Origin of the sequence: Paucilactobacillus nenjiangensis (genome assembly GCF_005405445.1) — a bacterium.
Lineage (GTDB): Bacteria > Bacillota > Bacilli > Lactobacillales > Lactobacillaceae > Paucilactobacillus > Paucilactobacillus nenjiangensis.
In genome coordinates, this window is sequence record NZ_BJEB01000001.1 from 1 (window position 1) to 23,754 (window position 23,754).

General features: G+C 39.8%; 23 protein-coding genes, 5 tRNA genes, 1 pseudogene and 1 riboswitch. Of the genes and pseudogenes, 22 read left to right on the forward strand and 7 right to left on the reverse strand.

Going from position 1 to position 23,754, the window contains the following annotated elements; translation table 11 throughout:
• Positions 1–122 precede the first annotated feature (122 nt).
• Positions 123–965 (forward strand): LysR family transcriptional regulator, encoded by an 843-nt coding sequence (locus FFM59_RS00005; RefSeq protein WP_225420258.1) that lies wholly within the window; start codon positions 123–125, stop codon positions 963–965.
• 95 nt (positions 966–1,060) lie between these two features.
• Here FFM59_RS00005 and FFM59_RS00010 read toward each other — a convergent pair whose 3' ends face one another.
• A complete protein-coding gene (locus tag FFM59_RS00010; RefSeq protein WP_137601023.1) occupies positions 1,061–1,792 on the reverse strand; it encodes a DUF4811 domain-containing protein in 732 nt (243 codons plus the stop codon).
• On the reverse strand, positions 1,792–3,270 hold the full coding sequence (locus tag FFM59_RS00015; RefSeq protein ID WP_137601024.1) for an MDR family MFS transporter: 1,479 nt from the start codon (positions 3,268–3,270) through the stop codon (positions 1,792–1,794). Before FFM59_RS00015 ends, FFM59_RS00010 begins: the two co-directional genes overlap by 1 nt.
• Before the next feature lie 173 nt (positions 3,271–3,443).
• On the opposite strand from FFM59_RS00015, the gene FFM59_RS00020 reads away from it, so the two are divergent.
• Entirely contained in the window at positions 3,444–3,881 is a 438-nt protein-coding gene (locus tag FFM59_RS00020; protein ID WP_137601025.1) for a MerR family transcriptional regulator, read from the forward strand.
• A gap of 282 nt (positions 3,882–4,163) precedes the next feature.
• Complete coding sequence (rnjA, locus tag FFM59_RS00025) at positions 4,164–5,888, forward strand: ribonuclease J1 (RefSeq protein ID WP_137601026.1); 1,725 nt, start codon at positions 4,164–4,166, stop codon at positions 5,886–5,888.
• A 69-nt stretch (positions 5,889–5,957) separates the two neighbouring features.
• Here rnjA and FFM59_RS00030 read toward each other — a convergent pair whose 3' ends face one another.
• Positions 5,958–6,857, reverse strand: coding sequence for a cation diffusion facilitator family transporter (locus FFM59_RS00030; protein ID WP_137601027.1), 900 nt, complete (start codon positions 6,855–6,857; stop codon positions 5,958–5,960).
• 196 nt (positions 6,858–7,053) lie between these two features.
• Here FFM59_RS00030 and FFM59_RS00035 point away from each other — a divergent pair, with 196 nt between their 5' ends.
• From FFM59_RS00035 to FFM59_RS00060, 6 genes are all read left to right on the forward strand, one after another.
• The gene (locus FFM59_RS00035; protein ID WP_137601028.1) at positions 7,054–7,701 is read left to right on the forward strand and encodes a metal-dependent transcriptional regulator; all 648 of its coding nucleotides are present in this window, start codon (positions 7,054–7,056) and stop codon (positions 7,699–7,701) included.
• A gap of 225 nt (positions 7,702–7,926) precedes the next feature.
• The gene (locus FFM59_RS00040) at positions 7,927–8,127 is read left to right on the forward strand and encodes a cold-shock protein (protein ID WP_137601029.1); all 201 of its coding nucleotides are present in this window, start codon (positions 7,927–7,929) and stop codon (positions 8,125–8,127) included.
• Positions 8,128–8,263: 136 nt separating this feature from the next.
• Positions 8,264–9,013, forward strand: a complete 750-nt coding sequence (locus FFM59_RS00045; RefSeq protein ID WP_137601093.1) for a threonine/serine exporter family protein — start codon at positions 8,264–8,266, stop codon at positions 9,011–9,013.
• Between the two features lie 10 nt (positions 9,014–9,023).
• Entirely contained in the window at positions 9,024–9,482 is a 459-nt protein-coding gene (locus FFM59_RS00050; protein WP_137601030.1) for a threonine/serine exporter family protein, read from the forward strand.
• Positions 9,483–9,560: 78 nt separating this feature from the next.
• Entirely contained in the window at positions 9,561–10,226 is a 666-nt protein-coding gene (locus FFM59_RS00055) for a phosphatase PAP2 family protein (RefSeq protein WP_137601031.1), read from the forward strand.
• 72 nt (positions 10,227–10,298) lie between these two features.
• Positions 10,299–10,487 carry a PspC domain-containing protein gene (locus FFM59_RS00060; RefSeq protein WP_137601032.1) on the forward strand — a complete coding sequence of 63 codons (189 nt, stop codon included), beginning with the start codon at positions 10,299–10,301 and terminating at the stop codon, positions 10,485–10,487.
• Between the two features lie 59 nt (positions 10,488–10,546).
• Here FFM59_RS00060 and FFM59_RS00065 read toward each other — a convergent pair whose 3' ends face one another.
• Positions 10,547–11,344 carry a lp_1002 family arylesterase gene (locus FFM59_RS00065; protein WP_137601033.1) on the reverse strand — a complete coding sequence of 266 codons (798 nt, stop codon included), beginning with the start codon at positions 11,342–11,344 and terminating at the stop codon, positions 10,547–10,549.
• 42 nt (positions 11,345–11,386) lie between these two features.
• Between FFM59_RS00065 and FFM59_RS00070 the strand changes: the two genes are divergently transcribed.
• The 7 genes from FFM59_RS00070 (at position 11,387) to FFM59_RS00100 (ending at position 15,456) form a co-directional block, all read left to right on the forward strand.
• Positions 11,387–11,929 (forward strand): GNAT family N-acetyltransferase, encoded by a 543-nt coding sequence (locus tag FFM59_RS00070; RefSeq protein WP_137601034.1) that lies wholly within the window; start codon positions 11,387–11,389, stop codon positions 11,927–11,929.
• Positions 11,930–11,949: 20 nt separating this feature from the next.
• A complete protein-coding gene (locus FFM59_RS00075; protein ID WP_137601035.1) occupies positions 11,950–12,471 on the forward strand; it encodes an RrF2 family transcriptional regulator in 522 nt (173 codons plus the stop codon).
• A 41-nt stretch (positions 12,472–12,512) separates the two neighbouring features.
• Positions 12,513–12,689, forward strand: a riboswitch (Lysine riboswitch).
• Between the two features lie 128 nt (positions 12,690–12,817).
• Complete coding sequence (locus FFM59_RS00080) at positions 12,818–14,287, forward strand: amino acid permease (RefSeq protein WP_137601036.1); 1,470 nt, start codon at positions 12,818–12,820, stop codon at positions 14,285–14,287.
• A 130-nt stretch (positions 14,288–14,417) separates the two neighbouring features.
• Positions 14,418–15,059 carry a deoxynucleoside kinase gene (locus FFM59_RS00085; RefSeq protein WP_137601037.1) on the forward strand — a complete coding sequence of 214 codons (642 nt, stop codon included), beginning with the start codon at positions 14,418–14,420 and terminating at the stop codon, positions 15,057–15,059.
• 121 nt (positions 15,060–15,180) lie between these two features.
• Positions 15,181–15,253: transfer RNA gene (locus FFM59_RS00090), tRNA-Val, on the forward strand.
• Positions 15,254–15,295: 42 nt separating this feature from the next.
• Positions 15,296–15,378: transfer RNA gene (locus FFM59_RS00095), tRNA-Leu, on the forward strand.
• Positions 15,379–15,383: 5 nt separating this feature from the next.
• Positions 15,384–15,456 (forward strand) — tRNA-Thr (locus FFM59_RS00100).
• A 106-nt stretch (positions 15,457–15,562) separates the two neighbouring features.
• On the opposite strand, the gene FFM59_RS00105 is transcribed toward FFM59_RS00100, so the two are convergent.
• The gene (locus FFM59_RS00105; RefSeq protein WP_137601038.1) at positions 15,563–16,609 is read right to left on the reverse strand and encodes a hypothetical protein; all 1,047 of its coding nucleotides are present in this window, start codon (positions 16,607–16,609) and stop codon (positions 15,563–15,565) included.
• 162 nt (positions 16,610–16,771) lie between these two features.
• Between FFM59_RS00105 and FFM59_RS00110 the strand changes: the two are divergent.
• The 4 genes and pseudogenes from FFM59_RS00110 to FFM59_RS00125 all read left to right on the forward strand — a co-directional run bounded on the left by FFM59_RS00110 (position 16,772) and on the right by FFM59_RS00125 (position 20,426).
• Positions 16,772–18,684, forward strand: a pseudogene (locus FFM59_RS00110) (ABC transporter ATP-binding protein/permease).
• A gap of 119 nt (positions 18,685–18,803) precedes the next feature.
• Positions 18,804–19,079 (forward strand): hypothetical protein, encoded by a 276-nt coding sequence (locus FFM59_RS00115; protein WP_137601039.1) that lies wholly within the window; start codon positions 18,804–18,806, stop codon positions 19,077–19,079.
• Between the two features lie 23 nt (positions 19,080–19,102).
• Positions 19,103–20,002 (forward strand): sensor histidine kinase, encoded by a 900-nt coding sequence (locus FFM59_RS00120; protein WP_137601040.1) that lies wholly within the window; start codon positions 19,103–19,105, stop codon positions 20,000–20,002.
• Complete coding sequence (locus FFM59_RS00125) at positions 19,932–20,426, forward strand: response regulator transcription factor (RefSeq protein ID WP_137601041.1); 495 nt, start codon at positions 19,932–19,934, stop codon at positions 20,424–20,426. The genes FFM59_RS00120 and FFM59_RS00125 overlap by 71 nt, the downstream gene beginning before the upstream one ends.
• A gap of 43 nt (positions 20,427–20,469) precedes the next feature.
• On the opposite strand, the gene FFM59_RS00130 is transcribed toward FFM59_RS00125, so the two are convergent.
• Positions 20,470–21,792 (reverse strand): MFS transporter, encoded by a 1,323-nt coding sequence (locus FFM59_RS00130; RefSeq protein ID WP_137601042.1) that lies wholly within the window; start codon positions 21,790–21,792, stop codon positions 20,470–20,472.
• A gap of 966 nt (positions 21,793–22,758) precedes the next feature.
• Between FFM59_RS00130 and FFM59_RS00135 the strand changes: the two genes are divergently transcribed.
• Both FFM59_RS00135 and FFM59_RS00140 read left to right on the forward strand, forming a co-directional pair.
• Positions 22,759–22,830 (forward strand) — tRNA-Gly (locus tag FFM59_RS00135).
• A 13-nt stretch (positions 22,831–22,843) separates the two neighbouring features.
• Positions 22,844–22,917, forward strand: a tRNA-Arg gene (locus FFM59_RS00140).
• A 58-nt stretch (positions 22,918–22,975) separates the two neighbouring features.
• Here the strand turns inward: FFM59_RS00140 and FFM59_RS00145 are convergent.
• Positions 22,976–23,752, reverse strand: a complete 777-nt coding sequence (locus FFM59_RS00145; RefSeq protein WP_137601043.1) for an SDR family NAD(P)-dependent oxidoreductase — start codon at positions 23,750–23,752, stop codon at positions 22,976–22,978.
• Positions 23,753–23,754 lie beyond the last annotated feature (2 nt).

The following is a 23,754-nucleotide window of genomic DNA, read 5'->3' on the forward strand; positions in this document are numbered from 1 at the left end:
TTCATACTAGTAATTATAGCACTTTTTATTAACACCATCTACAATAGCCCTTCGGGCAATAAAAAAGAGCAATCCATCACGTCCTTGAAAGAACGTGTTTCCTTGCTCCGTTCCAAAAAATCATTGAAGTCGGTAGTTTTACCAAAGCTGCCGAAATTTTAGGCTATACTCAGTCCGCCATTAGTCAGATGATTTCATCGCTCGAAAAAGAGATGTCAATCAAATTGTTATATCGATCAAAACGGGGGGTGCAATTGACGCCCGAAGGTGAAGAAGTTTATCCATTTATTCAAAAATTATTAACCCAGCAAGTATTATTGAGTGAAAAAGTGACGCAAATTAATCATTTGGAGTCTGGCGTGGTACGGATTGGGGCCTATGCTAGCATTTCACGCCACTGGTTACCTAAAATTATCAAACAATTTCAAGCTCAGTATCCAAAGGTGAAATTTGTGATTCATCAAGGCGATTACACAACCATTACCCAATGGATCAGTAATGGGGAAGTAGATTTTGGTTTCATTAGTCCCGATGCGCCCAGTGGTTATGAAAGTGAATTGGTGGTTCAAGGAAAATTTGTCGCAGTTTTGCCCAAACATCATCGTCTCTCCCAACAAGTGTCGGTCACTTTACAAGATTTGCAGCACGAATCATTACTGTTAATTGAAGAAGGTAATTTCAGTGAGCCGTTAGAAGCGTTTCGTCAACAGCAACTGGAGGTAGATGTGAAAATTTGGGCTCACGATGATGATACAGTGGCGATGATGGTACAAGAAGGCCTCGGAGTGAGTATTTTACCTGAATTGGTTTTACAGGGAACCAATTATCAGGTGGATTTAAAGCCATTACAGCCCACTTTATATCGAAAAGTCGGTATCATTAAAAAAGATGATAATAGCCTGCCGATTGCCAGTAAATACTTTATTGATTTAATCCATCAAAATATCAATTCCCTAAAAGCTTAAACACGAGTTGACTGATAAAATTGAGACTAAAAAAAACGAGACTTGAGGAAGTCTCGTTTTTTGACTCAAAATAATTGGGGAATTATCTTAAATGATTATTTTATTGAAGCAATCGCTTGTTTGAGCACTTGAGAAGAATATTCAGCTTGTGCTTGTTTAGCAATTTGACCTTGTTCGGTCGTTGACATCGTTGGATTCTTAGCCATGGCAGCAGTCACTGCTTGGGTCACATATTGTGTTCCAGCAGTTTTGCTTGCGGCCTGTTGTTCGGTTGTCATGCTAGCCATTTCCTTTTTCAAAGCTGCGGATTGAGTGGTCGAAAGGGTGACCCAAGTTTTTGGCAATGTGAAGGTGTTGACGCGCTTAACGATTGTGTTATTCATTCCTGACCACATGTAGAGATTCTTGTAAAAGTCGCTCTTCCAAACCCAACGAGTGGTTTTGGTTTGCATTGTGGCTGTTGTACCATCGCTAGTGGTTTTTACTTTGTTAGAAGTATATTCGTCAGCTTTGGTATGATTTGGAGTCTTTTGAGTCGATTTTAAGTTGTATACATAAACATTATTTTTACCAGAGGTACCAACTTTTTTATAAAGCATCATAGGCATGGTATCTGAATTTGAAGCTGAGTATATTTCTGTCGAAGTGATAACAGTTTTCTTTTCCATCCCGAAATGATTTGAATAATTGGCAACCATGAGAACGATTGAACCAATTAGTACAATCCCTGAAATGAGCAACGCTGCAATGCGGCTAGCTGGCTTAAAGGTGAACATAAAGGCAATGAAGAAGGCAATTGCACCGATTACTAATGTGATTAATACCATTATTTAGTATCTCCTTTCGCTTCGAGTGTAACTTTTACTCGATTTTTGTTACTACTTAAGAAGAAGGCTACAATCAATCCGATGACACTAAAGGCCACCGCAATGATAAATGCTGCTGAGTAACCATTCATAACTGCATCCACCGCTTTGATCTTGTAATCAAAAGGCGTAGCTTTGAGTAAACTCTTAGCTGGCATGTTGTTCGTCGTGACGTTTGATAAAACAGAAACTAAGACGGCAGTTCCCATTGAACTAGCGATTTGACGAGTGGTGTTGTTAACAGCCGTACCGTGAGAAATCATATCCATTGATAGTGAGTTCATCGCAGCAGTTGTTGTTGGCATCATAACCATTGAAATACCAAACAACCGAACCGCATAAAACATGGTAATGTACATCGTTGGCGTGTTACGAGTGATAAAGATGAATGGAATAGTGGCAACCGTTAACAGAATCATCCCTGTTAAGGCCAAACGCTTTGCACCATATCGATCAAATAAATTACCAGTGATTGGGCTCATAACTCCCATCATCAATGCACCAGGTAGTAACGCTAATCCAGAATGGAAGGCTGACATACCATGAACATTTTGAAGGTAAAGTGGCAAAATCATTTCTGCACCCACCATGGCAACCATGACGGCAGAACTTAAAATTGTTGCAATTGTAAATTCTTTTGATTTGAACACACGAATTTCCAAGAATGGATTTTTGACGTGTAGTTGACGATAACCAAAGAATAAAATGAGGACCACACCAATGATAATGGTTGAAAGAACGGTGACGCTAGTCCATCCATCCGTACCAACTGATGAAAAGCCGTAAAGTAAACTACCGAAACCGGCAGTTGATAATAGCAATGATAAAATATCGAGTTTGGGATTAGTGGTTTTGATAACGTTTCTCATAAAGAAGAAACTTAAAATAATGACTACGGCGACGATTGGAACAATCATTCCAAATAGGTCACGCCAAGTAAAGTTATCAATCACCCACCCAGACAATGTAGGTCCAAGGGCAGGAGCTAGTCCGATAACAATACCGGCCATCCCCATGGCTGACCCACGATTATTTGCAGGGAAGATACTTAACATAATGGTCTGCATTAAAGGCATCGTAATTCCCACACCGACAGCTTGAACTAAACGTCCAGCTAAGAGCACTTGGAAACTAGGAGCGACCCAGGCCATGATTGTACCAACTTCGAAAATACTCATGGCTACAATATATAACCATTTGGTTGGGAAGCGAGCACTTAGAAATGCACTAACAGGAATCATGATTCCATTAACCATCAAGAATCCAGTGGTTAACCATTGAACAGTTGAAGTGTTAATATCAAATGCCTTCATTAAGGCTGGGAACGCAGTGGTTAAGATTGTTTGATTTAATACTGTACAGAAAACACCTACTAATAGAAGAGCAATTAAAACTCCACGACTATAAGGCTTTCCGTTAACGTCTACATTTTTTGCCAACGTAAAATACCTCTTTTCTAAATTTCCATGTTTGTTACTTTAAACTCATTTTTTAACTTTGTCAAATAACTTGACAATACTGTGAGAAAATATATACTGAGTTCATATAAATTATCAAAATGAAAACAACTTTGATACAATACCACTATTAGAATTCGAAAGGAAGTAAAAAGTTGATTGAAGTTCCAACACAATTAAAAGAAGTCTTTGATCAAAAAATGATGCAGTTTGGTATTGGTGACTTGGCAAGGGTTACACAAGTTTCTCAAAGTAAATTGCGTTATTGGGAAAGTAAAGGCTATATTCATCCGATTCAAATCCAAACGGGCCAAAATCGTAAGTATTCGATGGCGACACTGTCACGCGTGCGGATGATCAAATACTTTTTGGATGAGGGTTACACCTTGCCGGTTGCGGTCAAAAAGGCTAATGAACAAAAAGAAACCATTTCGGTTTTACGTAAAGTAATGGTGGAACGGTTTGTTTCTATAGATGAGATTGATGGCAAACCAGCTGTTAACATGGGGCCGGTGGAAGACCAACCAGGTAAAAAGTTAGTAGCAATTGTCGATTTGGATGGGGTCACCATGCATTTAGTCGATGACAAATAAGATACTTTAGGCAATCACTCATTCCGGTTGGTTGCTTTTCTTATCCATTGAGTTGTGGGCAGTACCATTTTAGAAAACGTTATGATATACTGGAAAGTAACGAACGAGCGGATAAATAAATGAAGTTTTCATATTTTAAATTGATTGGGAGCACTACAAAGTATATTTTGCGTATTAAAAAATAGGCGGAGACCATTTTAATATTGGGAACATAGCAGTTATTCGTGACAAAAAACGGAATACATATAGATAATAAAAAACAAAAAAAGGAACTAGATAGATATGCAAAAATTAAATATTAACAACAATGAAGTTGCGTTTTACGCACTCGGTGGACTCGGAGAAATCGGGAAAAACATGTACTGTGTGCAATTTCAAGACGAAATTATTGTCATCGACTGCGGGGTTTTATTCCCTGAAGACGAACTTTTGGGTGTTGACTATGTCATCCAAGACTATACTTATTTAGTCGAAAACAAAGATAAAATTAAGGCAATTGTTATCACCCATGGTCACGAAGATCATATTGGTGGGTTGCCATTCTTCTTACAACAAGTCAATGTTCCCATTTATTCGGGTCCATTTGCCTTGTCATTAATTAAAGGTAAGTTAGAAGAAAAACATTTACTTCGCAATGCTGAATTAATTGAAGTTCAAGAAGATACGATTCTGAAATTTAACAAAATGTCAGTTTCATTTTTCCGTACGACCCACTCAATTCCTGATGCCTTAGGAGTTGCGGTGCATACACCTCAAGGAACCATTGTTGAAACTGGTGATTTCAAGTTTGATTTGACCCCTGTTGGTGGGTTACCATCACCTAACTTACAAAAAATGGCTGCTTTGGGTGAAAATGGCGTCTTGTTATTGGCGTCAGATAGTACCAATGCAGAACGACCTGAATTTTCAAAGTCAGAACAATGGGTTGACGTGCATATTCGTCGCGTCTTTGAAAAAATTAAAGGCCGGATTATTTTCGCTTCCTTTGCCTCAAACGTTTATCGTTTACGAGAAGCCTCGGATGAAGCAATGCGCCAAGGCCGCATGATTGCCGTAGTTGGCCGAAGCATGGAAAATGCAATTGCTGCCGGACAAGAATTAGGTTATTTGAACATTCCAGAGGAAGTGTTGATTGATCCTAATGAAATCAACTCATATCCACCTGAAAAGGTTTTGATTATGTGTACTGGTTCGCAAGGGGAACCAATGGCAGCTTTGAGCCGCATCGCTGCCGGAACTCACCGTCAAATCACCATTCAACCTGGTGATACAGTGGTCTTCTCAAGTAATCCAATTCCTGGTAACACAACTAGTGTTAACCAATTAATTAACAAATTGGATGAAGCGGGCGCTACGGTTATTCATGGTTACTTGAATAACATCCATGCGTCAGGTCATGGTGGTCAACTAGAACAAGAATTGATGCTCCGTTTGATGAAGCCTAAGTTCTTCATGCCAATTCACGGTGAGTTTAGAATGTTGGAAGTTCATTCCAAATTGGCTGAATTAACTGGTATTCCTAAGGAAAATCGCTTCACCATGGAAAATGGGGATGTGTTGGCCTTAACCAAGGATACTGCACGCATTGCTGATCATATTGATACAGCCGGGGATGTTTACATCGATGGTCGTGATGTTGGTGATAGTGTCGGAAATCCAGAAATTCGCGAACGTCGTCTTCTTTCAGAAGAAGGGGTCGTGACTGCAATTGCAGTGGTTGATTTGAAAAACCATCAAATTGTCGCTGGACCAGACATTGTCTCACGTGGGTTCGTGTACATGCACGAATCACAAGAATTAATTAAAGCCGCCAACCATGAAGTCTTCTGGGCTATCTTAAATACATTTAAGAGTCGGAAGAAGATTGATGAACGTGCTTTGAACCGGACAATTGTGAGTCGTTTGCAAAAACTTCTCTATGCCCAAACTGGTCGCCGGCCAGTCATCATTCCAATGGTAACCATTATTAATAATGAAGAAAAACAAGCAGCAAAACAAACTGTTTAATGAGTGATTTGCTTGTTGAAATGAAATGGACTGTAATACAAAACTAATGTTTTGTATTACAGTCCATTTTTAATTTTCCGTATTTGTGTCACCGGGAGTATTAAACAGTTCTTCGTCTAAACCGCGCGCTACTTCGGCTTGAATGGTGACATGACCGATACCGTATTTTTCTTTTAATAACAATTCAATTTCGGCGTAGATGGGTTCAACTTCGCTAATCGGTAAATCTAGCACATTGATGTGAGCGGAAAAGATAATCCGATGTTCATCAATCATCCACGCATGAATATGATGAACTGAGATGACATCATCAATTGCCACGATATCATTTTGAATGGCGAGATAATCGAGCTTGGGGGATGCTTGCATTAAAATGGTAATCGTTTGTTTCACGATGGGCCAGGCTTCAAAACAAATGAAGACGGCCACACCAATGGTTAAGACTGGATCGACCCAGTCGATATGCCAAATTGTGACAATCAAAGCACCGATAATTACGCCGACTGATGATAAGGAATCACTCAGGACATGTAGATAGGTAGCTTTGATATTTAAGCTGCCTTCGCTGCCCTTATGAAGTAAGAGGGCGGACACTAAGTTGGCGAGTAGTCCAACGATAGCGACAACCAGCATCACTGGTCCATCAATTGTGGAAGGACTGGAGAATCGTTTCACGGCTTCTATCAATAAGAACACGGAAACAATAATTAAAAATAAGGCATTGAGAAAGGCTGAGAGAATTTCAGCCCGGCGGTAGCCAAACGTTTGCCGTTCAGTTTCGGGACGCTTCCCGATTAATTGGGCAAAGTAACCGAGCAAGATGGATAATGAATCACCTAAATTGTGAAACGCATCAGATAGCAGTGCTAAACTACCGGACACCAAGCCACCCAGGATTTCTACTATAGTAATAATTAAATTAAGTACCGTTACCCATAAAAACCGTTTACCTGAAATCTCTTCATCCACCACATCCACCCCATTAATAAGTTGTTTATATGTACATTGTTGGTTCAATAGAATATTATGTATATTGAAATTATTTTTAGGTAGTCCTAACTTAAATATTATGATATGCTATTTGCAACTTGAATTCAATATCTCAATTACATATCACCACGATTATTATTTTTAAAACACTTAAGGAGAGTCACGGAACAAGCTTATGACACCAATGAAAGAAGATTATATCAAGATTATTTTTGAACTGGGTGGCACAGAACGTAAAATTTCAAATAAAGAAATTGCTCTCGGGTTAGACGTGGCCGCTGGCTCAGTTACAGAAATGATTACCAAGTTAGTCGAAGAAAAGTTAGTGATTCATGAACCTTATGCGGGGATTACCTTAACTCAATTGGGCCATCAATTAGCCATTGAATTGGTGCGCAAGCATCGACTATGGGAAACATTTTTAGTTGATGATTTAAAATATGAAGTGGCCGATGTCCATTCCGAAGCCGAAGTACTCGAACATCAAACGAGCGACAAACTCGCCGATGCTTTATATGATTTTCTTGGCAAACCCAAGTTTTGTCCTCATGGTGGTGTAATTCCTGATGAAAACGGTGATTATCCAGAAAGTTCCAATATTGTTTTAGCCGATATTGAAGACGGTCAAGAAATCACGATTACTAGAATTATTGATAATCACGATCTGTTAACTTATCTTCATAATTTAGGTGTCAGCGCGAACACCAAAGTGATTGTTTTAAGACATGAACCATTTGAGGGGCCAGTTATTGTAAAACGACTCGCAGATGAGACAGAAATCAGCATTTCGTTCAAAGCTGCGCACAATATTTTCGTTCAATAAAGCTAAATTGGATGGCGATTTGATAAAACATTAAAAAATCTTAGTTTTCTTAATAAAGTAGTGAGTTGTAGGTATCTTTTTAAAAATTGGTATGCTATACTAAATCTTGTAGTTTAAGTAAGGTAATTTTGGTTCGATCGTTTCATTGTTTGGAATATCCCCAATTTGCACCGGAGCATGAATTACAAAAAAACGTACGTGCAATTGCACAGGAGGATTTTCAACATGGAACAAGGAACAGTAAAATGGTTTAACGCAGATAAGGGCTTTGGTTTTATCACTCGCGAAGATGGCAACGATGTATTCGTACATTTCTCAGCTATCCAAGGTGACGGATTCAAGACTCTTGATGAAGGCCAATCAGTAACTTTCGACGTAGAAGAAAGTGACCGTGGACCACAAGCAGTTAACGTAAACAAGGCTTAATTTTAAATTAAATCTTATCTCCCAGAGCCGTCCGGTTCTGGGAGTTTTTTTGTGGTTTTATGTTGAATAACCACGTTTAGATAGTGCATAATAGGCAAGGTTAGAATAACAATAAAGGTGGCGAGATTACATGGACATGAGTTTTGAAAAACAGACCCATATTTTAAATGCCTGTCTACAGGCCGGACGAATATTAATTGAAAATGGTTCCGAAATGGCGCGGGTGATTGATACGATGCAGCGCATTGCTTATAATGCCGGCGTAGTTAACGCACAAATGTTTGTGACAGTGACAGGGATTGTAATCTCGATTGATAACCATCCCAATGCGCAGGTGGCGAGTATTGAACATCGTTCCATCGATTTGGATAAGGTGGCACGAGTTAATCAATTGTCTCGTCAATTTGCCCAACAAGAAATTGACTTACCAGAATTAGTGCGGTTGCTAGATCGAATTGATAATGATACGCCGACTTTTTCATTTCTCGTCCGTTTTTTAGCGGCAGCAATGTTGAGTGCGGTCTTACTGATTATTTTTACTCACGAGTATGTCGATGCACCCGCTGGCTTTGTAATTGGCGGAATTGGCTTTGCCATTTTTTACTTTTTTAATCATAAATTTCAAGTGCAATTTTTAAGTGAATTTTTTTCATCGTTTGTGATTGGTATTTTAGCGTTAGTTGCGGTTAAATTAGGGCTAGGGGTACATTTTGATAATATTATTATCGGTAGTATCATGCCCCTGGTTCCTGGCGTGCCGATTACCAACGCAGTTCGTGACTTGGTCAGCGGTAATTTAATCAGTGGACCAGCACGAGCGTTTGAAGCTTTAATTTCAGCTGTTGCAATCGCAGGCGGCATTGTCGTCGTGTTGAACTTTATTTAGGAGGAAGATAATGATACTTGATAATATGATCTTCCAACTAATTATGGCGTACGTCGCAACGATTTGTTTTGGAATCATTATGAACATTCCGCATCAAGCCTTTAACGTTGCTGGTTTAATTGGCGCGGGCTCATGGGGTGTTTACCTTGCACTGAGCCATCTAGGTGTTGGAATTGCGTTTGGTAACTTAGTGGCGGCCTTTTTAATCAGTGTGGCGAGTTTGTATGCCGCTAAGTATAAAAAAATGCCAATGATGATTTTTAATATTCCGAGTCTGGTATCCTTTGTTCCTGGTGGGCAGTCGTATCAGATGGTCAGAAACTTTGCGATTGGCCATACGCAAACCGCGTGGTCATTTTGCGTGCAAGTGATTGTCATTGCGGGTGCATTGGCAATGGGATTTGTGCTAGGTGAAATGTATCATCGCTTTTCAACTTATTTTCGGACTGAAGTAATCAAAAAAATGTGAATTTAATCAAAAGTTGAGAAAGATTACCTTGGTACGTATGCTAAGATAGAGACAACTAATTATTTGGGGGAACAAACCATGTTCATTGAACAAGACAAAGATAGAATTAAGAGATTCCTGTGGTCAGGCGTGTTCGTGATTATCCTTGCGTGCCTAGTCATGTTTAACTCAGTGGTGTTTCAACTGTGTGATTCGTTAATTCAAGGATTTTTTACCACAACGCAAACTAACTTTCGTGATAAATTAATGACGATTGTGACGTTCCTTGGAGAGCCGAAGCTGGCGATTGTGTATACCTTTATTATTGCCTTCTTGCTATGGGGATTTAAGTATAAAATTCCGGCATTGTGGGCGTTAGGAACAATTGTTGGCGGAGATATTGTAGCTTACATTTTAAAAGCAATTGTGAAACGTGCCCGTCCGGTTCAGCATTTAAAGGGTGACGACGGTTATAGTTTCCCAAGTGGTCACGTCTTTGGTATGTTTTTGGTGATTGCCATCATCTTTATTATCGTGGTGCCACTGATTCAAAGTAGCTTACGACGCTTTATTTTGGAAGCTATCCTCGTGATTTTCTTGATTTTACTCGCTATTTCACGGGTTTATCTTTTCGCACATTACCCAAGTGATACGATTGCAGCCGTTTTATTGGCTTATGCCTGGTTGCAAGTATCGGAATGGTTGTATGTGTGGTTAGCGCCAATTTTAAAACAATGGAAGTTCGTCTCTAATTCAGAGATTTAAATATTTGGACGCGTTCGGTGGTTGTGCTATGCTTTAACTAAGGACAGCTAACTAATTTACTGGAGGTGCGCCATGGACAAATTACATCGTTCTAGAGATAAAGTACTTGCCGGAGTTTGCGGAGGCTTTGCCGAGCGTTATGGCTGGGATAAAGCGATTGTGAGAATTATTTATGCCACAGCAATGGTCTTTACCGGATTTTTCCCCCTCGGATTAATCTATATTGTGGCGGCAATCGTGATGCCAGGTGCAGACGATTAAAAATTATATTTAAACAAAAATGAGATTGAAGCTAAATAACTAGGCTTCAATCTCATTTTTTAAATCGTTTTAGCTAACCATTCCAGCACTAACGTGGTCCAGTGAGCGACGTGTGGTTGCACATGAGCATCATCTTTGGCGGTAGCTTCAGTCGCTAAATTTAAGCCGTGGGGACCGTGATGAAACAAGTGGAATTCCTGAGGGACGTGTTGTTTTGAAAGGGCCAGACTGTACTCAATTGAGTTAATTGAGGGAACCAGTGGGTCATCATCAGTGGCCCAAAGAAAGGTTGGCGCATTGGTACTGTGCACATGCTTTTGAGCAGCGTAGTAACTTGGATCATCCGTCCAACTTGCTTCAACTTCAGCTGAGTTTGGGAATCCAAGTTGTGAATCAATGACTGGATAACCTAGGATGACGGCGTTGGGTTGCATTTCAGCACTAGTTGCCCCGGCTGCCTCAGCTAACCAAGGGGCGTGCCAAAAATTGTTGTACAAGCTTATTAAGTGGCCGCCAACTGAAAAGCCCATCACGACAATTTTGTCAGGGTCTACTTGCCATTCGGTGGCTTGGTGGCGAATTAATTTGAGACTTTTAGCAATTTCAATTAACGGACTTGGTAGCAAAGGTGATTTTTCGTTCACGAAACTATAACGCAGGATAAAACAGCGAAAACCATGTTCGGCAAAATATAGGGCCGTTTTTTCGGCTTCTGGCAAACTAATATGGGTATATGAACCGCCTGGAACAAATACTAAAGCGGGTTGAACCTGTGATTGATTGTCAGTAAAATAAGTAGTTAATGAGGCGGATGTTTGGTAATTATCGTCTGCCAGTGGGATAGTTTGTATATTCATTGAAGTACCTCGTAAAAATAGATTTGTCTAGGAGCTATTATAATGCAAGATACGTATGAGACCAATAGATTATTAATTAATCGTTTTGCGCTAACCGATGTCACAGATGTCGCAGATATGTTTGAGGATCAAGAACTCAATTTAATGAGTGGCTTACGGTTACCGGAGACACGGCCAGAAAAATTAATGGGTTTAACGATGTTAGTTAAGACCCAAAACTCATTAATTTATATTTTGCGAAATAAAGAATCGGGAAATGCGGTCGGATTAGTTGTGTTTTACCGGATGTATTTATTAAACTATGTGTATTCAGAGTTTGAGTGCGAAATTGGCTTTGTATTGAGTCGTGATTCATGGCAACAAGGATTAATGAGCGAAGCACTTCGACAGTTGATCAGTGCGTATTTTGAAGAGACAGATTTTGTTGGTATTTATGCGGGTGCACATTCAGATAATGTCCGATCACAAGCGTTATTGAAACGCATGGGATTTCAAGCTAAGAAAGTACCGCGTTACCTGAGTGAAGATCAATTTGATGAACAATTAGAGTATTTTTATTTGTCTGAATCAATGTTAAATGATTGATAAACTATGGAGGGGTCATTTTGAAACTCACAAAGAAAGTCGAACAGGCGGCGTGCATTTTGACGTTACTCGCGACACAAGAACAAGATATACCGCTATCGTCGGAATTGATTCATACCCGTCTGGGTGGATCATCTAGTTATTTAAAAAAAATCATGCGTAAATTAGTCGTGGGTAAAATCGTACATTCGGTTCCGGGGACGAATGGCGGTTTTACGGTCAGTCGCTTACCGAGTCAAATTTCCATGTATGAGTTAGTGACGGCGGTTGAAGGTGAAATTCAAAGTTATCGACCAACTGGCATTATTGACAATGTCTTTGCCGATATACATTCATATGTGAAAGATGGTAATAAAATCATCAGTCAAGTTTTTGATGAAGCCGATGAAAAATGGGTTGCGGCATTGAAACAACACAGTGTGAATGAATTATTATTGAATTTATTGCATGTGTCGCAGGTACCGAAAATTGACTGGAATGAAAGCATTAGCTCACCAGAAGATTTTCGCCAACAATTATTAGATAACTTGAAAATCGTTTAAGCTATTGAGGTTTCGCCTGAATGGTGTATAATATTTGTCATATCGAAAGAAGAGGTCGCGTGACTCATCAGTAGATGGCTTTAGACGAATGAGCGTCGTAGAGCTGTTGAAAGGGTGCCATGCCGAAATGGATGACTACTTATTTTAGTTGTCTGTTGGGCCCTGGTCTAATAAATCAGGGACTGTCGCAAAAATATTTGCGGGGCGCTGTCGACGATTTGACCGGAAGAATAGGGGTCTTTTTGTTTGCGTGACAAACAAAGAGATCTTTTTTTATTTTATGTCAATTCTCTCTCTTTTAGATCAAACAGGTAATGTGGTATGTAGCACAAGGAGGAGATTCAATATGGCAACACAAGATTCAGGTAACAACCAAGTTAAGCGTGGACTCAAGACGAGGCATCTCTCAATGATTGCGTTGGGTGGTTCAATCGGAACCGGGCTCTTCATCGCGAGTGGCTCGGTTATCCATCAAGCAGGTCCTGGTGGAGCACTAGTCGCATATGCAATTATGGGGATGATGGTTTTCTTCTTGATGACCAGTTTAGGTGAAATGGCAACTTATATGCCATTGACCGGTTCGTTTGCAGCATATTCAACCAAATTCGTGGATCCGGCACTAGGTTTTGCGATGGGTTGGAATTATTGGTTTAATTGGGCAATTACGATTGCCGTAGAAATAACGACAGCGGGGGTTGTGGTCAACTTCTGGTTGCCTCATGTTCCTAGTTGGATATTTAGTTTGATCACGTTAATCTTAATTTTCGCCATTAATGCACTTTCGGTTAGTACCTTTGGGGAAGCTGAGTATTGGATGGCCATCATTAAAATTGTCACCGTGGTGATTTTCCTAATTGTCGGATTATTCATTATTGTCGGCATTTTGGGTGGTAGTAAACCAGTTGGCTTTTCAAACTTAACGTACAAACAAGCCCCATTCGTTGGTGGGTTAGCGCCAATGCTGGGAGTCTTCTTAGTTGCTGGATTCTCGTTCCAAGGAACTGAATTAATCGGAATCACGGCTGGAGAATCAAAAGATCCACAAACTAGTATTCCCAAGGCTATCAAGTCAACTTTTTGGCGGATTTTGATTTTCTATATCTTATCAATTTTCGTGATTGCTTGTGTGCTTCCATATACTAGTCACAACTTGCTGGGTTCATCTGAAGCTGATATCGCCATGAGTCCATTTACATTGGTCTTTAAGCGTGCCGGTTTAGCCGCTGCTGCTAGTGTGATGAATGCAGTTATCTTAACCGCCGTGGTGTCTTCAGCCAACTCTGGTTTGTATGCTTCAGCCCGGATGTTGTATTCATTATCATTAGAAGGATATGCACCTAAGATTTTCAAAATTACCAACATTCGTGGAATTCCTATGTATTCCGTGTTAGGAACTACCATTATTGGAGCATTAACCTTTTTAACAGGAATCTTTGGACCTCGCGTTTATGAATTCTTAATTGCCGCTAGTGGGTTAACTGGATTCATTGCTTGGTTAGGGATAGCAATCTCTCATTTGCGTTTCAGGCGTGCTTTCATCGCTCAGGGCCATTCGGTCAGTGAACTGAGATATCACGCTGCTTGGTTCCCATTAGGGCCTATTTTAGCCTTAGTATTGTGTGTGTTGGTCATTGTGGGTCAAGACTTAACTGCCTTTGCAAAACTCGACTGGGCCAAAATTGGAATTACTTATATGAGTGTGCCATTATTTGCCGTCTTGTATTTCTACTACAAAATTCGTCACAAGACACACGTCATTCCATTAAAAGAAGTGGATTTGACACCTAAAACTAAATCAGAATCATTTGAAGAATAATTAACTACAGTGATAGGTCGCTAATCAGCGGTCTGTCGCTGTTTTTGGTTTTGTAACAATCTAGTAACCTCTGAAGCTAAAATATGATGATACAATTATATTCGGACTTATTTGAACGAGGAGAATGAATATGATTGTATTATCTGGAACAATTGGTGCTGGTAAGACCAGCTTGACACAAATGCTGGCTGATCATTTACATAGCCAAGCCTTCTATGAATCCGTTGATGACAATGAAATTTTGCCATTATTTTATAAAGATCCAAAGAAATATGGATTCTTACTCCAAATGTATTTTTTAAATAAACGACTAGAGGAAATTAAAAATGCCTCATCTAATCCAACTGATGTGTTGGATCGGTCAATTTTCGAAGATCCATTGTTGTTTAAGCTAAACGCGGACCTTGGACGAGCAACTTCAACGGAAGCTGAAATTCATGAATCCCTTGTGCAAAATATGATGGAAGAATTACCCGAAGTACCACAAAAGAAGAATCCAGACTTGCTGATTTGCGTCCAAGTTTCATTTGATACGATGCTAGAACGCATCAAAAAACGGGGTCGTTCATACGAACAAATTAATGAAGATCCAAGTCTGTATGAATACTACTTAAGCTTGAATCAACGCTATTCAGAATGGTTCGACAAGTATGATAAAAGCCCTAAGTTGGCCATTGATGGTGACAAATACAATTTTGTTGAAGATCAAGATGCCCAGGCACACGTTTTAAAGATGGTTGATGCCAAATTAAAGGAATTATCAATTATCTAATTTTGTCTCGTATCGCCTAAATAAAAGTATTATTTTTTCAAAGAAATGTATCTGAATACCGTTGACAAGGGTTTTAGGTCATGATAAAGTAATATAGTTGTCTTATGGCGATATGTACAATGGAGGATTAGCTCAGCTGGGAGAGCGTCTGCCTTACAAGCAGGATGTCACAGGTTCGAACCCTGTATCCTCCATTTCACTCGGAATAGTGAAAAGTTACAATTTAATACACATTTGCGGATGTGGCGGAACTGGCAGACGCGCAAGATTTAGGTTCTTGTATCTTTTAGATGTGGGGGTTCGATTCCCTTCATCCGCATATTTGCCGACTTAGCTCAGTTGGCAGAGCACCTGTCTTGTAAACAGGGGGTCGGAGGTTCGAATCCTCTAGTCGGCATGTTACGCCTTTAAAGGAATTGACTATTTTATGATGGTCATTTTTTTTTTGGACAAAAAAATGACCATCGCGTTGGTTACGATGGACTGTAGATGACAATGAGCCATTAAAATTTAATTTCATCAACATAGTTTAGTTGACGATGATAATCGAGCTCGATAAAATCGGTTGGTCGAACGTCACCGGCTTTTTTATCAAAGTAAGCAACGTCGGCAATTTCTAACATGCGGTAAACAAATTGCGAACAAAACATGATATTGCGACGCAATGAACGCTTAGTAATTAAGCCGAGAATATTATACGCACTACCAGTCGTATTGATTTCACGAATCGTGTTCAATACGATTTCTTTTTGTGCTCGGGTGACAGGAAGGCGGTAGATTAAAATACTTGCGTCATCATTTTTGTGAAGTGATGATAACATTTCAGGATTTAATCCAGGTGGATAAACCCGTTCACCACCGTTGTACGAAATAATGGTCGACAATTCACGGTCAAAGCTGAGGCTGGCATGGTTAAATTGCTTTTGGGTAAATAATCCAATCAATTGACTGGCGGGAGTACCAGTATTGGAAACCACGATATACAAGTTCGGATCATCTAAGGATTGTTCGGCCCGGGCGAAGAAATCGGTATCGAGCGAACGTTCATTAATGTAATTGAGTGAATTATGACGGTGTAAATCACTAAACAATGCTTTAATATTGTTGCCTGACAGCACATGGCCAACACTTGAAACTTGTTCATGAATGGCTTGTAGATTTTCTTTAAATGGTTCAAAACTAATTGTTGCTAGTTCACCGAGTGATGGTAAATAAAATATATCATCATTTTTTCGCATGACCGCCCACTCTAGTAAAAATGGGAGTGGCAATAAGATAGCTGCGATGATTCTAGTGAAGAAGTATTGATCAACGTTGGCATTAGCGATAAATACAATTTGAACTACCATCACCGCAATGTAACCAAATGAAAGAATTACTTTCAGATTAGTTGGATAGCGAGTGGTGATACAAACTTTGAGTGTTAAAAATAGTGCAATCATGATACTAGCGACAATGAATAAGGGCAGATTACCAAAAATCGCCATAATTATTAGCAAAAAAAATGCAACTCGTTGGAAAAGTTGCTGATAACGAAATATATCATTCATAGATTTAATTCCTTCTAGTTAGTAGATTAGAACTGATTATACCATAGAATCTACATTGCCCAACTAGGCAGTCAAAGTTTGCCTAGAGGGACGATGTGCAGAGTCAATAGGTTCTTTATAGTAGTCCTTGTTAATAAATATTAAATTAAAGAGGACAATTAAATGAGTTATTTAGAACTGCAAGACATTCATAAATCGTATTATTTAGGTAAAGAAGAATTCCCGGTTTTGAAGGGGATTGACTTAAAATTTGAATTAAGAGAATTTGTTTCCATTCTCGGCGAATCTGGTGGTGGAAAATCCACGTTGATGAACATCATTGGTGGGCTAGACCGTAAGTTTGATGGTAGTGTGATTGTTAACGGACAAAAATTAAATCACAGTGATGAAAAAGCGCTAGATTCATATCGACGTGATACTATCGGTTACATTTACCAAGCCTACAATTTAATTAACCACTTATCAATTTTAGATAATGTGCTGATTCCATTGGATATGACAACCTTATCTAAAAGTGAACGCGAGCAGAAAGCAACCGAATTACTAGATAGGGTTGGTTTACTGGAACAGATTCATAAGTTCCCTAATCAGCTTTCTGGTGGTCAAAAGCAACGGGTCGCAATTGCTCGTGCTTTAGCCAGTGATCCGAAAGTAATCATTGCCGATGAACCAACCGGAGCCCTGGATGCTGAAAACACGCAAGAAGTGCTACAAATTTTAAATGAAATTGCTGAAGAAGGCCGCTTAGTGATTGCGGTCACTCACTCGCAAACGGTGGCAGATTCTGGTACACGGATTGTGCATATGGTGGATGGAAAGATTGATGGTGATACTCATTTACGTGACGCTTATCCGGTCAGTCATGAGGTGAGTACGAAATCCTCACGATTATTGCCAGCCTGGGTGAGCTACAAAACAGCCTATAAACATTTGAAATATAACGGGTGGCGCAATTCATTAATTGTCTTTGGGACTGCCGTTGGGTTGTTTGCGGTGATGTTATTTTCTGGATTAGGGAATGGCATTTCTGGCTATATTGATAAGCAAGTTACGGATTTAGCCAGTCCACAGGTGATATCGGTATCAAAATATAGTAAATCATCAGGCGATGCAGCTGGACCATCTGCTTCGGCTGCAGCCACGAAAGTCAAAACCTTGAGTAACGATGATATTAAGGAAATTAAGGACGTCAAAAATGTGGCGACGGTTGAAAAAAGTTATTCGGCAGCCAATGTCACTTTGCAATCTGGTTCAAAATCAACAGTGGTCTCTTCCTTAAAAACTGGACCAATACCAGCTCCACTTCGTCTATTGTTAAAGGTTCTAAACCAGGATCTGGTGAGATTTTACTCGATAAAGCATCGGCCAAGAAGATTAATAAGAATTGGAAGAGTCTAGTTGGCAAGACGATTGAGGTTTCATATACCACGTCAGACAAAGATGGTAATAGTGCAGCGGTGAAAACAACAGCTAAAGTTTCAGGAATTGCTAGTGCTTCCAATAGTATGGGGATGACTTCCTTAACGGCAATTAACACTAAAACTTTAACGGATGCGATGAAAGCTAGCAACGTTGACACGAGTGCAGCTTCAGTGGCCGTTAAAATCAACAAATTGAACAATGTGACGAAAACAACGAAGAAAATCAACACATTGAAGGATAGTGGCAAACGTGAATATACAGCGACTTCAATTGGCTCAATGATTAGTACCATCAAGACTTACGTTAACTTGGCAACAATGGTATTGTCAGCAATTGCAGCAATTTCATTACTCGTGTCAGCATTGATGATTATTGTGACGATGTTTATGTCAGTTAGTTCTCGGACGAAAGAAATCGGAATTTTACGAGCTTTAGGTGAAAGTAAGAGTGATATTCGCCGTTTATTCATCAGTGAATCACTGATTATCGGGGTAGTGAGTGCCACATTAGCCACGGCGTTAGCGTTTGGACTCGGAGTCGGGATTAACTTCATGCTCAGCTCAATAGCAGATTATAGTTTTGTGCAAATTAGCTTTGGTAATGTGGTTACCACGTTTATCTCAGCGTTAGCCATTTCATTAATTGCCGCTTAATTGCCAGCTCGACGCGCTGCAAGTTTGAATCCAATTGATGCCTTGAGTGCCGACTAGTTCAGCTAGTAGTTAGTTATCGTTTGTTGTACAATCAAATCAGAAATAATGGGAGACAGTCAATGAACGATACAAACCAATTAAGTAGTGCTAGTAAAGCTATCAAAAGCGTGAGAATACCAATGTTGATTGTGATGTTGGTATTTTCGTTTGCCGCGGTCTTTGTTAATCAAGTGGTGACGGATAATGATTTTTTAGGCCCAGCCTTACCAGGCAAACCATATTTTTCATTGGCAATTCAAGCCACGTTGATGGGTATCTGTATCATTTACCAACTCACGATGATTTGGTTGAGCCCACGCATTGTGGCTGTCGCACCGAAAACCTTAATTTTTTAGTCAACGGAATTTTCATTGTCAACATGATTGGCTTGTTTACAATTCTGCTGATTGAGTCAATTGTGATTTTCTCACGACCTCGGAAAATTTTGATTAGCATTATCTGTATTTACTCGGCATTAATTGTCAGTTATGCACTGTTGTCGAGTACTATCCGAGGATTACTGGTGTTGCAATCACTCATTTTCATGGGTATTGCGGCGTGGTATTTCTATCGGATTTATCAAAAAGCCGTGGAGGAACGTAACCGAGCTGAGGATTTAGTGGATGAATTAAAAGTGGCCTATTCGCAAATTGAAGAAGTGACGGTTAAGGCCGAACGGCAACGAGTTGCTCGAAATTTACACGATACGCTAACTCAAGAATTAGCTGGGATTAGTTTACAACTCAGTGCTGCCGTGAAGAACATGGACAAAGGTAATTTGACGGCAGTCCGAGAAATTTTGACGGAAACCAGTGCGGCCAGTCGCTCATCACTGAAAGAATCGCGAGAATTATTGTCTGAACTGTGCACGATTCAATATGATAACCTTTCAGATCGATTAGCGATGCTATTTGATGCTTTCCAAAAGGGACATCAACTTAAAATTCAAAACAGTTTGAAAGATGTACCCGAATACTCACAAGAACAAATGACTGAAATCGTGCGAATTGTAGTGGAAGCCTTGAACAATGTAGAGAAACACACTGATGCTAAGGAAGTAATTATTCGGTCAGATATTAAGGATGCAATGTTCGTCCTCCAAATTATTGATTTTGGTGCAGGTTTTAGTTTGGAAAAACCTAATCTGAAGGGACACTACGGAATGCAGGGGATGCAAGAACGGGCCATCTCACTTGGTGGAACTTTGGATGTTACCAGTGTGGTTAATGTTGTCCGATATTCGCATGCCAGAGATGGACGGCATTCAAATGTTGACTGAACTTAAACGAATAGGCAACTCGGTACCGGTAGTGATGTTAACTACCTTTGATGACCAGGGGCCAATTCAAGAGGCGCTCAAACTCGGAGCTAAAGGCTTTCTCTTGAAAGATTCAGATGAGGAGTTAATCACGAGTGCAATTCGTGGCGCCGTCAATAATCAGGTGAGTTTAGATCCTAATATTATTGCGAAAGCTTTGTCACCGACTGCAACGGCTGAAGAACAAATCACATTAACTGACCGTGAATTTGAAGTTTTGAATCAAGTCGCTCAAGGCTTGCATAATCAAGAAATTGCCAATCAAATGCATCTCAGTGAACGAACAATTAAGGTTCATTTAACGTCAGTTTATAGCAAATTACAGGTTGAAACCCGTGCAGAAGCGGTCGCTAAAGCCAAGAAATTAGGTATTATTAAACTGTAAAAAACGATATCATCATTTAAATTTGATGGTATCGTTTTTTGGATTAATGAACCTCTGGTGTTGTGTTTTCAACTGGTTTATCAATGTGTGATGATTCTGAAGTTTCGAGCATTCTCCAGTAAACAATCAATGAAACCAGTGCCGCCGCAGCGACGTAATAGAAGAATAGCGATTCAAGGCTAGCTTGACGTAACCACAGAGCCACGTATTCAACCGTTCCACCGAAGATGGCTACTGTGAGTCCATAGGGGAAACCAACGCCAAGTGCTCGAATTTCAGTTGGGAATAGTTCGGCCTTCACAATTGCATTGATAGAAGTATAGCCAGAAACAATCACGACCCCGGCCAACATCAATAGGAAAGCGACAAAGTTTGAATTCGTATTTGATAGAAGTTTAAAAATTGGGACGGTAAAGACGGTGCCACCAACCCCAAACCAAAGGAGTAACGGTTTACGACCAATTTTATCTGACAATGCGCCAAAAATAGGTTGTAAGATTAACATAATGAGTAAGGCAGAAAAGTTAATTAAGGTAACCACCTTTTTGTCTAATCCGGTCGTGTTAATCATAAATTTTTGAAGATAGGTCGTATAAGCATAGAAGGCAATCGTACCGCCAAAGGTTAACCCAACGACAGTGAAGAATTGACGAGGGTATTGGAAGAGTAATTTTAATGTGCCGGCCTTCTTTTCTTTTTTGGCCTTTACGTCATTAAATTGATCTGATTCTTCCATGGTGAGCCGGAGCCAGAGTACAATTAAAGCGCCAAAGGAACCAATCACAAACGGAATTCTCCAACCAAATTGGTATATTTGAGCATCGGTGAGTACATTTTGTAAGACAATCTGAACCAATAGTGCCAAAAGTTGTCCAGATATTAATGTGACATACTGAAACGATGAATAAAAACCACGCTTTTTAGGGGATGCCATTTCAGACAAGTAGGTGGCAGAAGTCCCGTATTCACCACCCAGTGATAATCCTTGAAACAAGCGGGTAATGACTAAAATAATTGGTGCCCAGATGCCGATAGTGGCATATCCTGGAGTAATTGCAATTACTAGTGAACCACTGGCCATAATAATAACTGATAACGTGAGTGCCGTACGGCGACCATGACGATCGGCGAACCGGCCAAAAATGAATGAGCCAAGTGGGCGCATGAAAAATCCAATTGCAAAGACTGCTGCTGTGGAAAGTAATTCAGCCGTTTTATCCCCTGATGGGAAAAATGCTGCGGAAAAATAAATTGCGAACGAAGCATAAACGTACCAATCAAACCATTCGACCATGTTTCCCAATGATCCTTTAAGAATATTAGTCGCAATTTTTCGTTCGCTTCTTGGTGCAGGTGCTGTATTCATAATTTAGTCCTCCTCTTCTCTTAATCGAGTAGGGACAATGTTACACGGGTATGGCAGATACTTCAATTGGTTGAGAAAAGTTCAATGGATAATAAAGTTTGCTTGAGATTTTGACTTATATTATGAGATTTTAATGAGAGTGTGCTTTCTTTTATAAAGTGACGATTTAAGTCGATTCTTGTTGAAGTAGTATTTTTTGTCTAAATGAAATCGAGACATTTTCGCCGACGATTCACACTTTTCTTTGAATAACTTGGGTTTGCTTGAAAACTATAAGTCACTGGTATATATTTGTATGTGAAAAGAGAACCAGCTGATGGCACAGCTGATTCCCTACCTAATATAGTGTCACTTTGCTTGAGTAACCGTTTAAACGGCTACTTTATTTTTTTTAATCGTGTTTTACCCAGCAACTTCGTCACCTAACTTAAACAAAGCAAATCATTTTAAAATTCAAAACAATTTGCTTTGTTTTTCGTTATTGCTCCGAATTTGAACGCCGGGTGCAATACTCTCTTCTTAACACTGTAATCAGGATGATTATCGTTTGACCACGTTGATAATCATCTGACATGTGTCATTGAACAATTTAAAATAGTCCAATTCACAAAGTGACCTTTCTTTAGTTTTCACCATTCAGACCCCCTAACATATAAAGTTGGTTGTATAGGTCTGCTATGTGACACTAATGTATTAGGTAGCGGTTTTTAGCCACTCACTATATAAATACGTAAATAAATATCAATTACATTTTATTAGATGCAATTTTTTGATTTTTCATCGTAAATTTGTGAAAAACATGATGCCAGAGAATCTTAATAAAATCGAGACATTTTCGTTTACCAATTATTTAAGACATTATCACTGGCGATTCACAAAATTCGAACAAAATGGTGAAGGTGCATTGACAGAATTGAAGTTATAGCGTAATATACTTTAAGTCGGATGGCCGATAACAAAGCATTTGCGGAAGTAGTTCAGTGGTAGAACATCACCTTGCCATGGTGGGGGTCGCGGGTTCGAATCCCGTCTTCCGCTTTGTTACTAATTTGCACCCATAGCGCAACTGGATAGAGTGTCTGACTACGAATCAGAAGGTTGTAGGTTCGACTCCTACTGGGTGCATACGAAAAAGCAGCTAAACTTAATTGTTTAGCTGCTTTTGTTTACCATATTATTTAATTTAAACGATTGATGCACCACCATCAACGGCAACGTATTGTCCTGTGACATAACTGGAAGCGTCAGATGAAAAGAATAAAATAGTGCCATTTAATTCACCGCGTTTACCAGGACGTGAAGCCGGGGTAGTTGCGTTGTAGGCAGCTAAGAAACCTTCATTTTTAAACAAGGTATTTTCTGTCATTTCACTTTCAAATAGTCCAGGGCCAATTGAGTTGACCGTAATATTATCTTGAGCATATGATGCGGCCATACCAAGGGTTAAACCACGGACACCATCTTTAGAAGCGTTGTAATTATGACGCCATAATACTGGTACTTTATCAGCAATAATGGCGTTTACTGATGCAATATTGACTATCTTGCCGTATTTAGCTTTACGCATCAATGGAACTACGTACTTGCTCATTAAGAAAGGCCCCTTAACATTGATGGCCATTCCTTGATCCCAGGCTTCTTCGGTAAGATCTTCCACACCACCAGGAACTGCGACCCCAGCGTCATTTAATAAGATATCGACTTTGCCAAATGTATCAACAACTTTTTGCACGCCATCTTTGACTTGTTGTTCATTGGAAACGTCAACTGAAACCGGAAGAGCTTTGCGCCCCATGGCTTCAATTTCTTTGGCAACGGCTTCAAGTTTTTCTGCACGACGGGCAAATAAAGCGACGTCGGCACCAGCTTTGGCATAGGCACGAGCGGCATCTGCCCCTAAACCAGAAGATGCTCCAGTGACAATCGCAACTTTACCCTCTAAATTGTATAAATCTGACATAT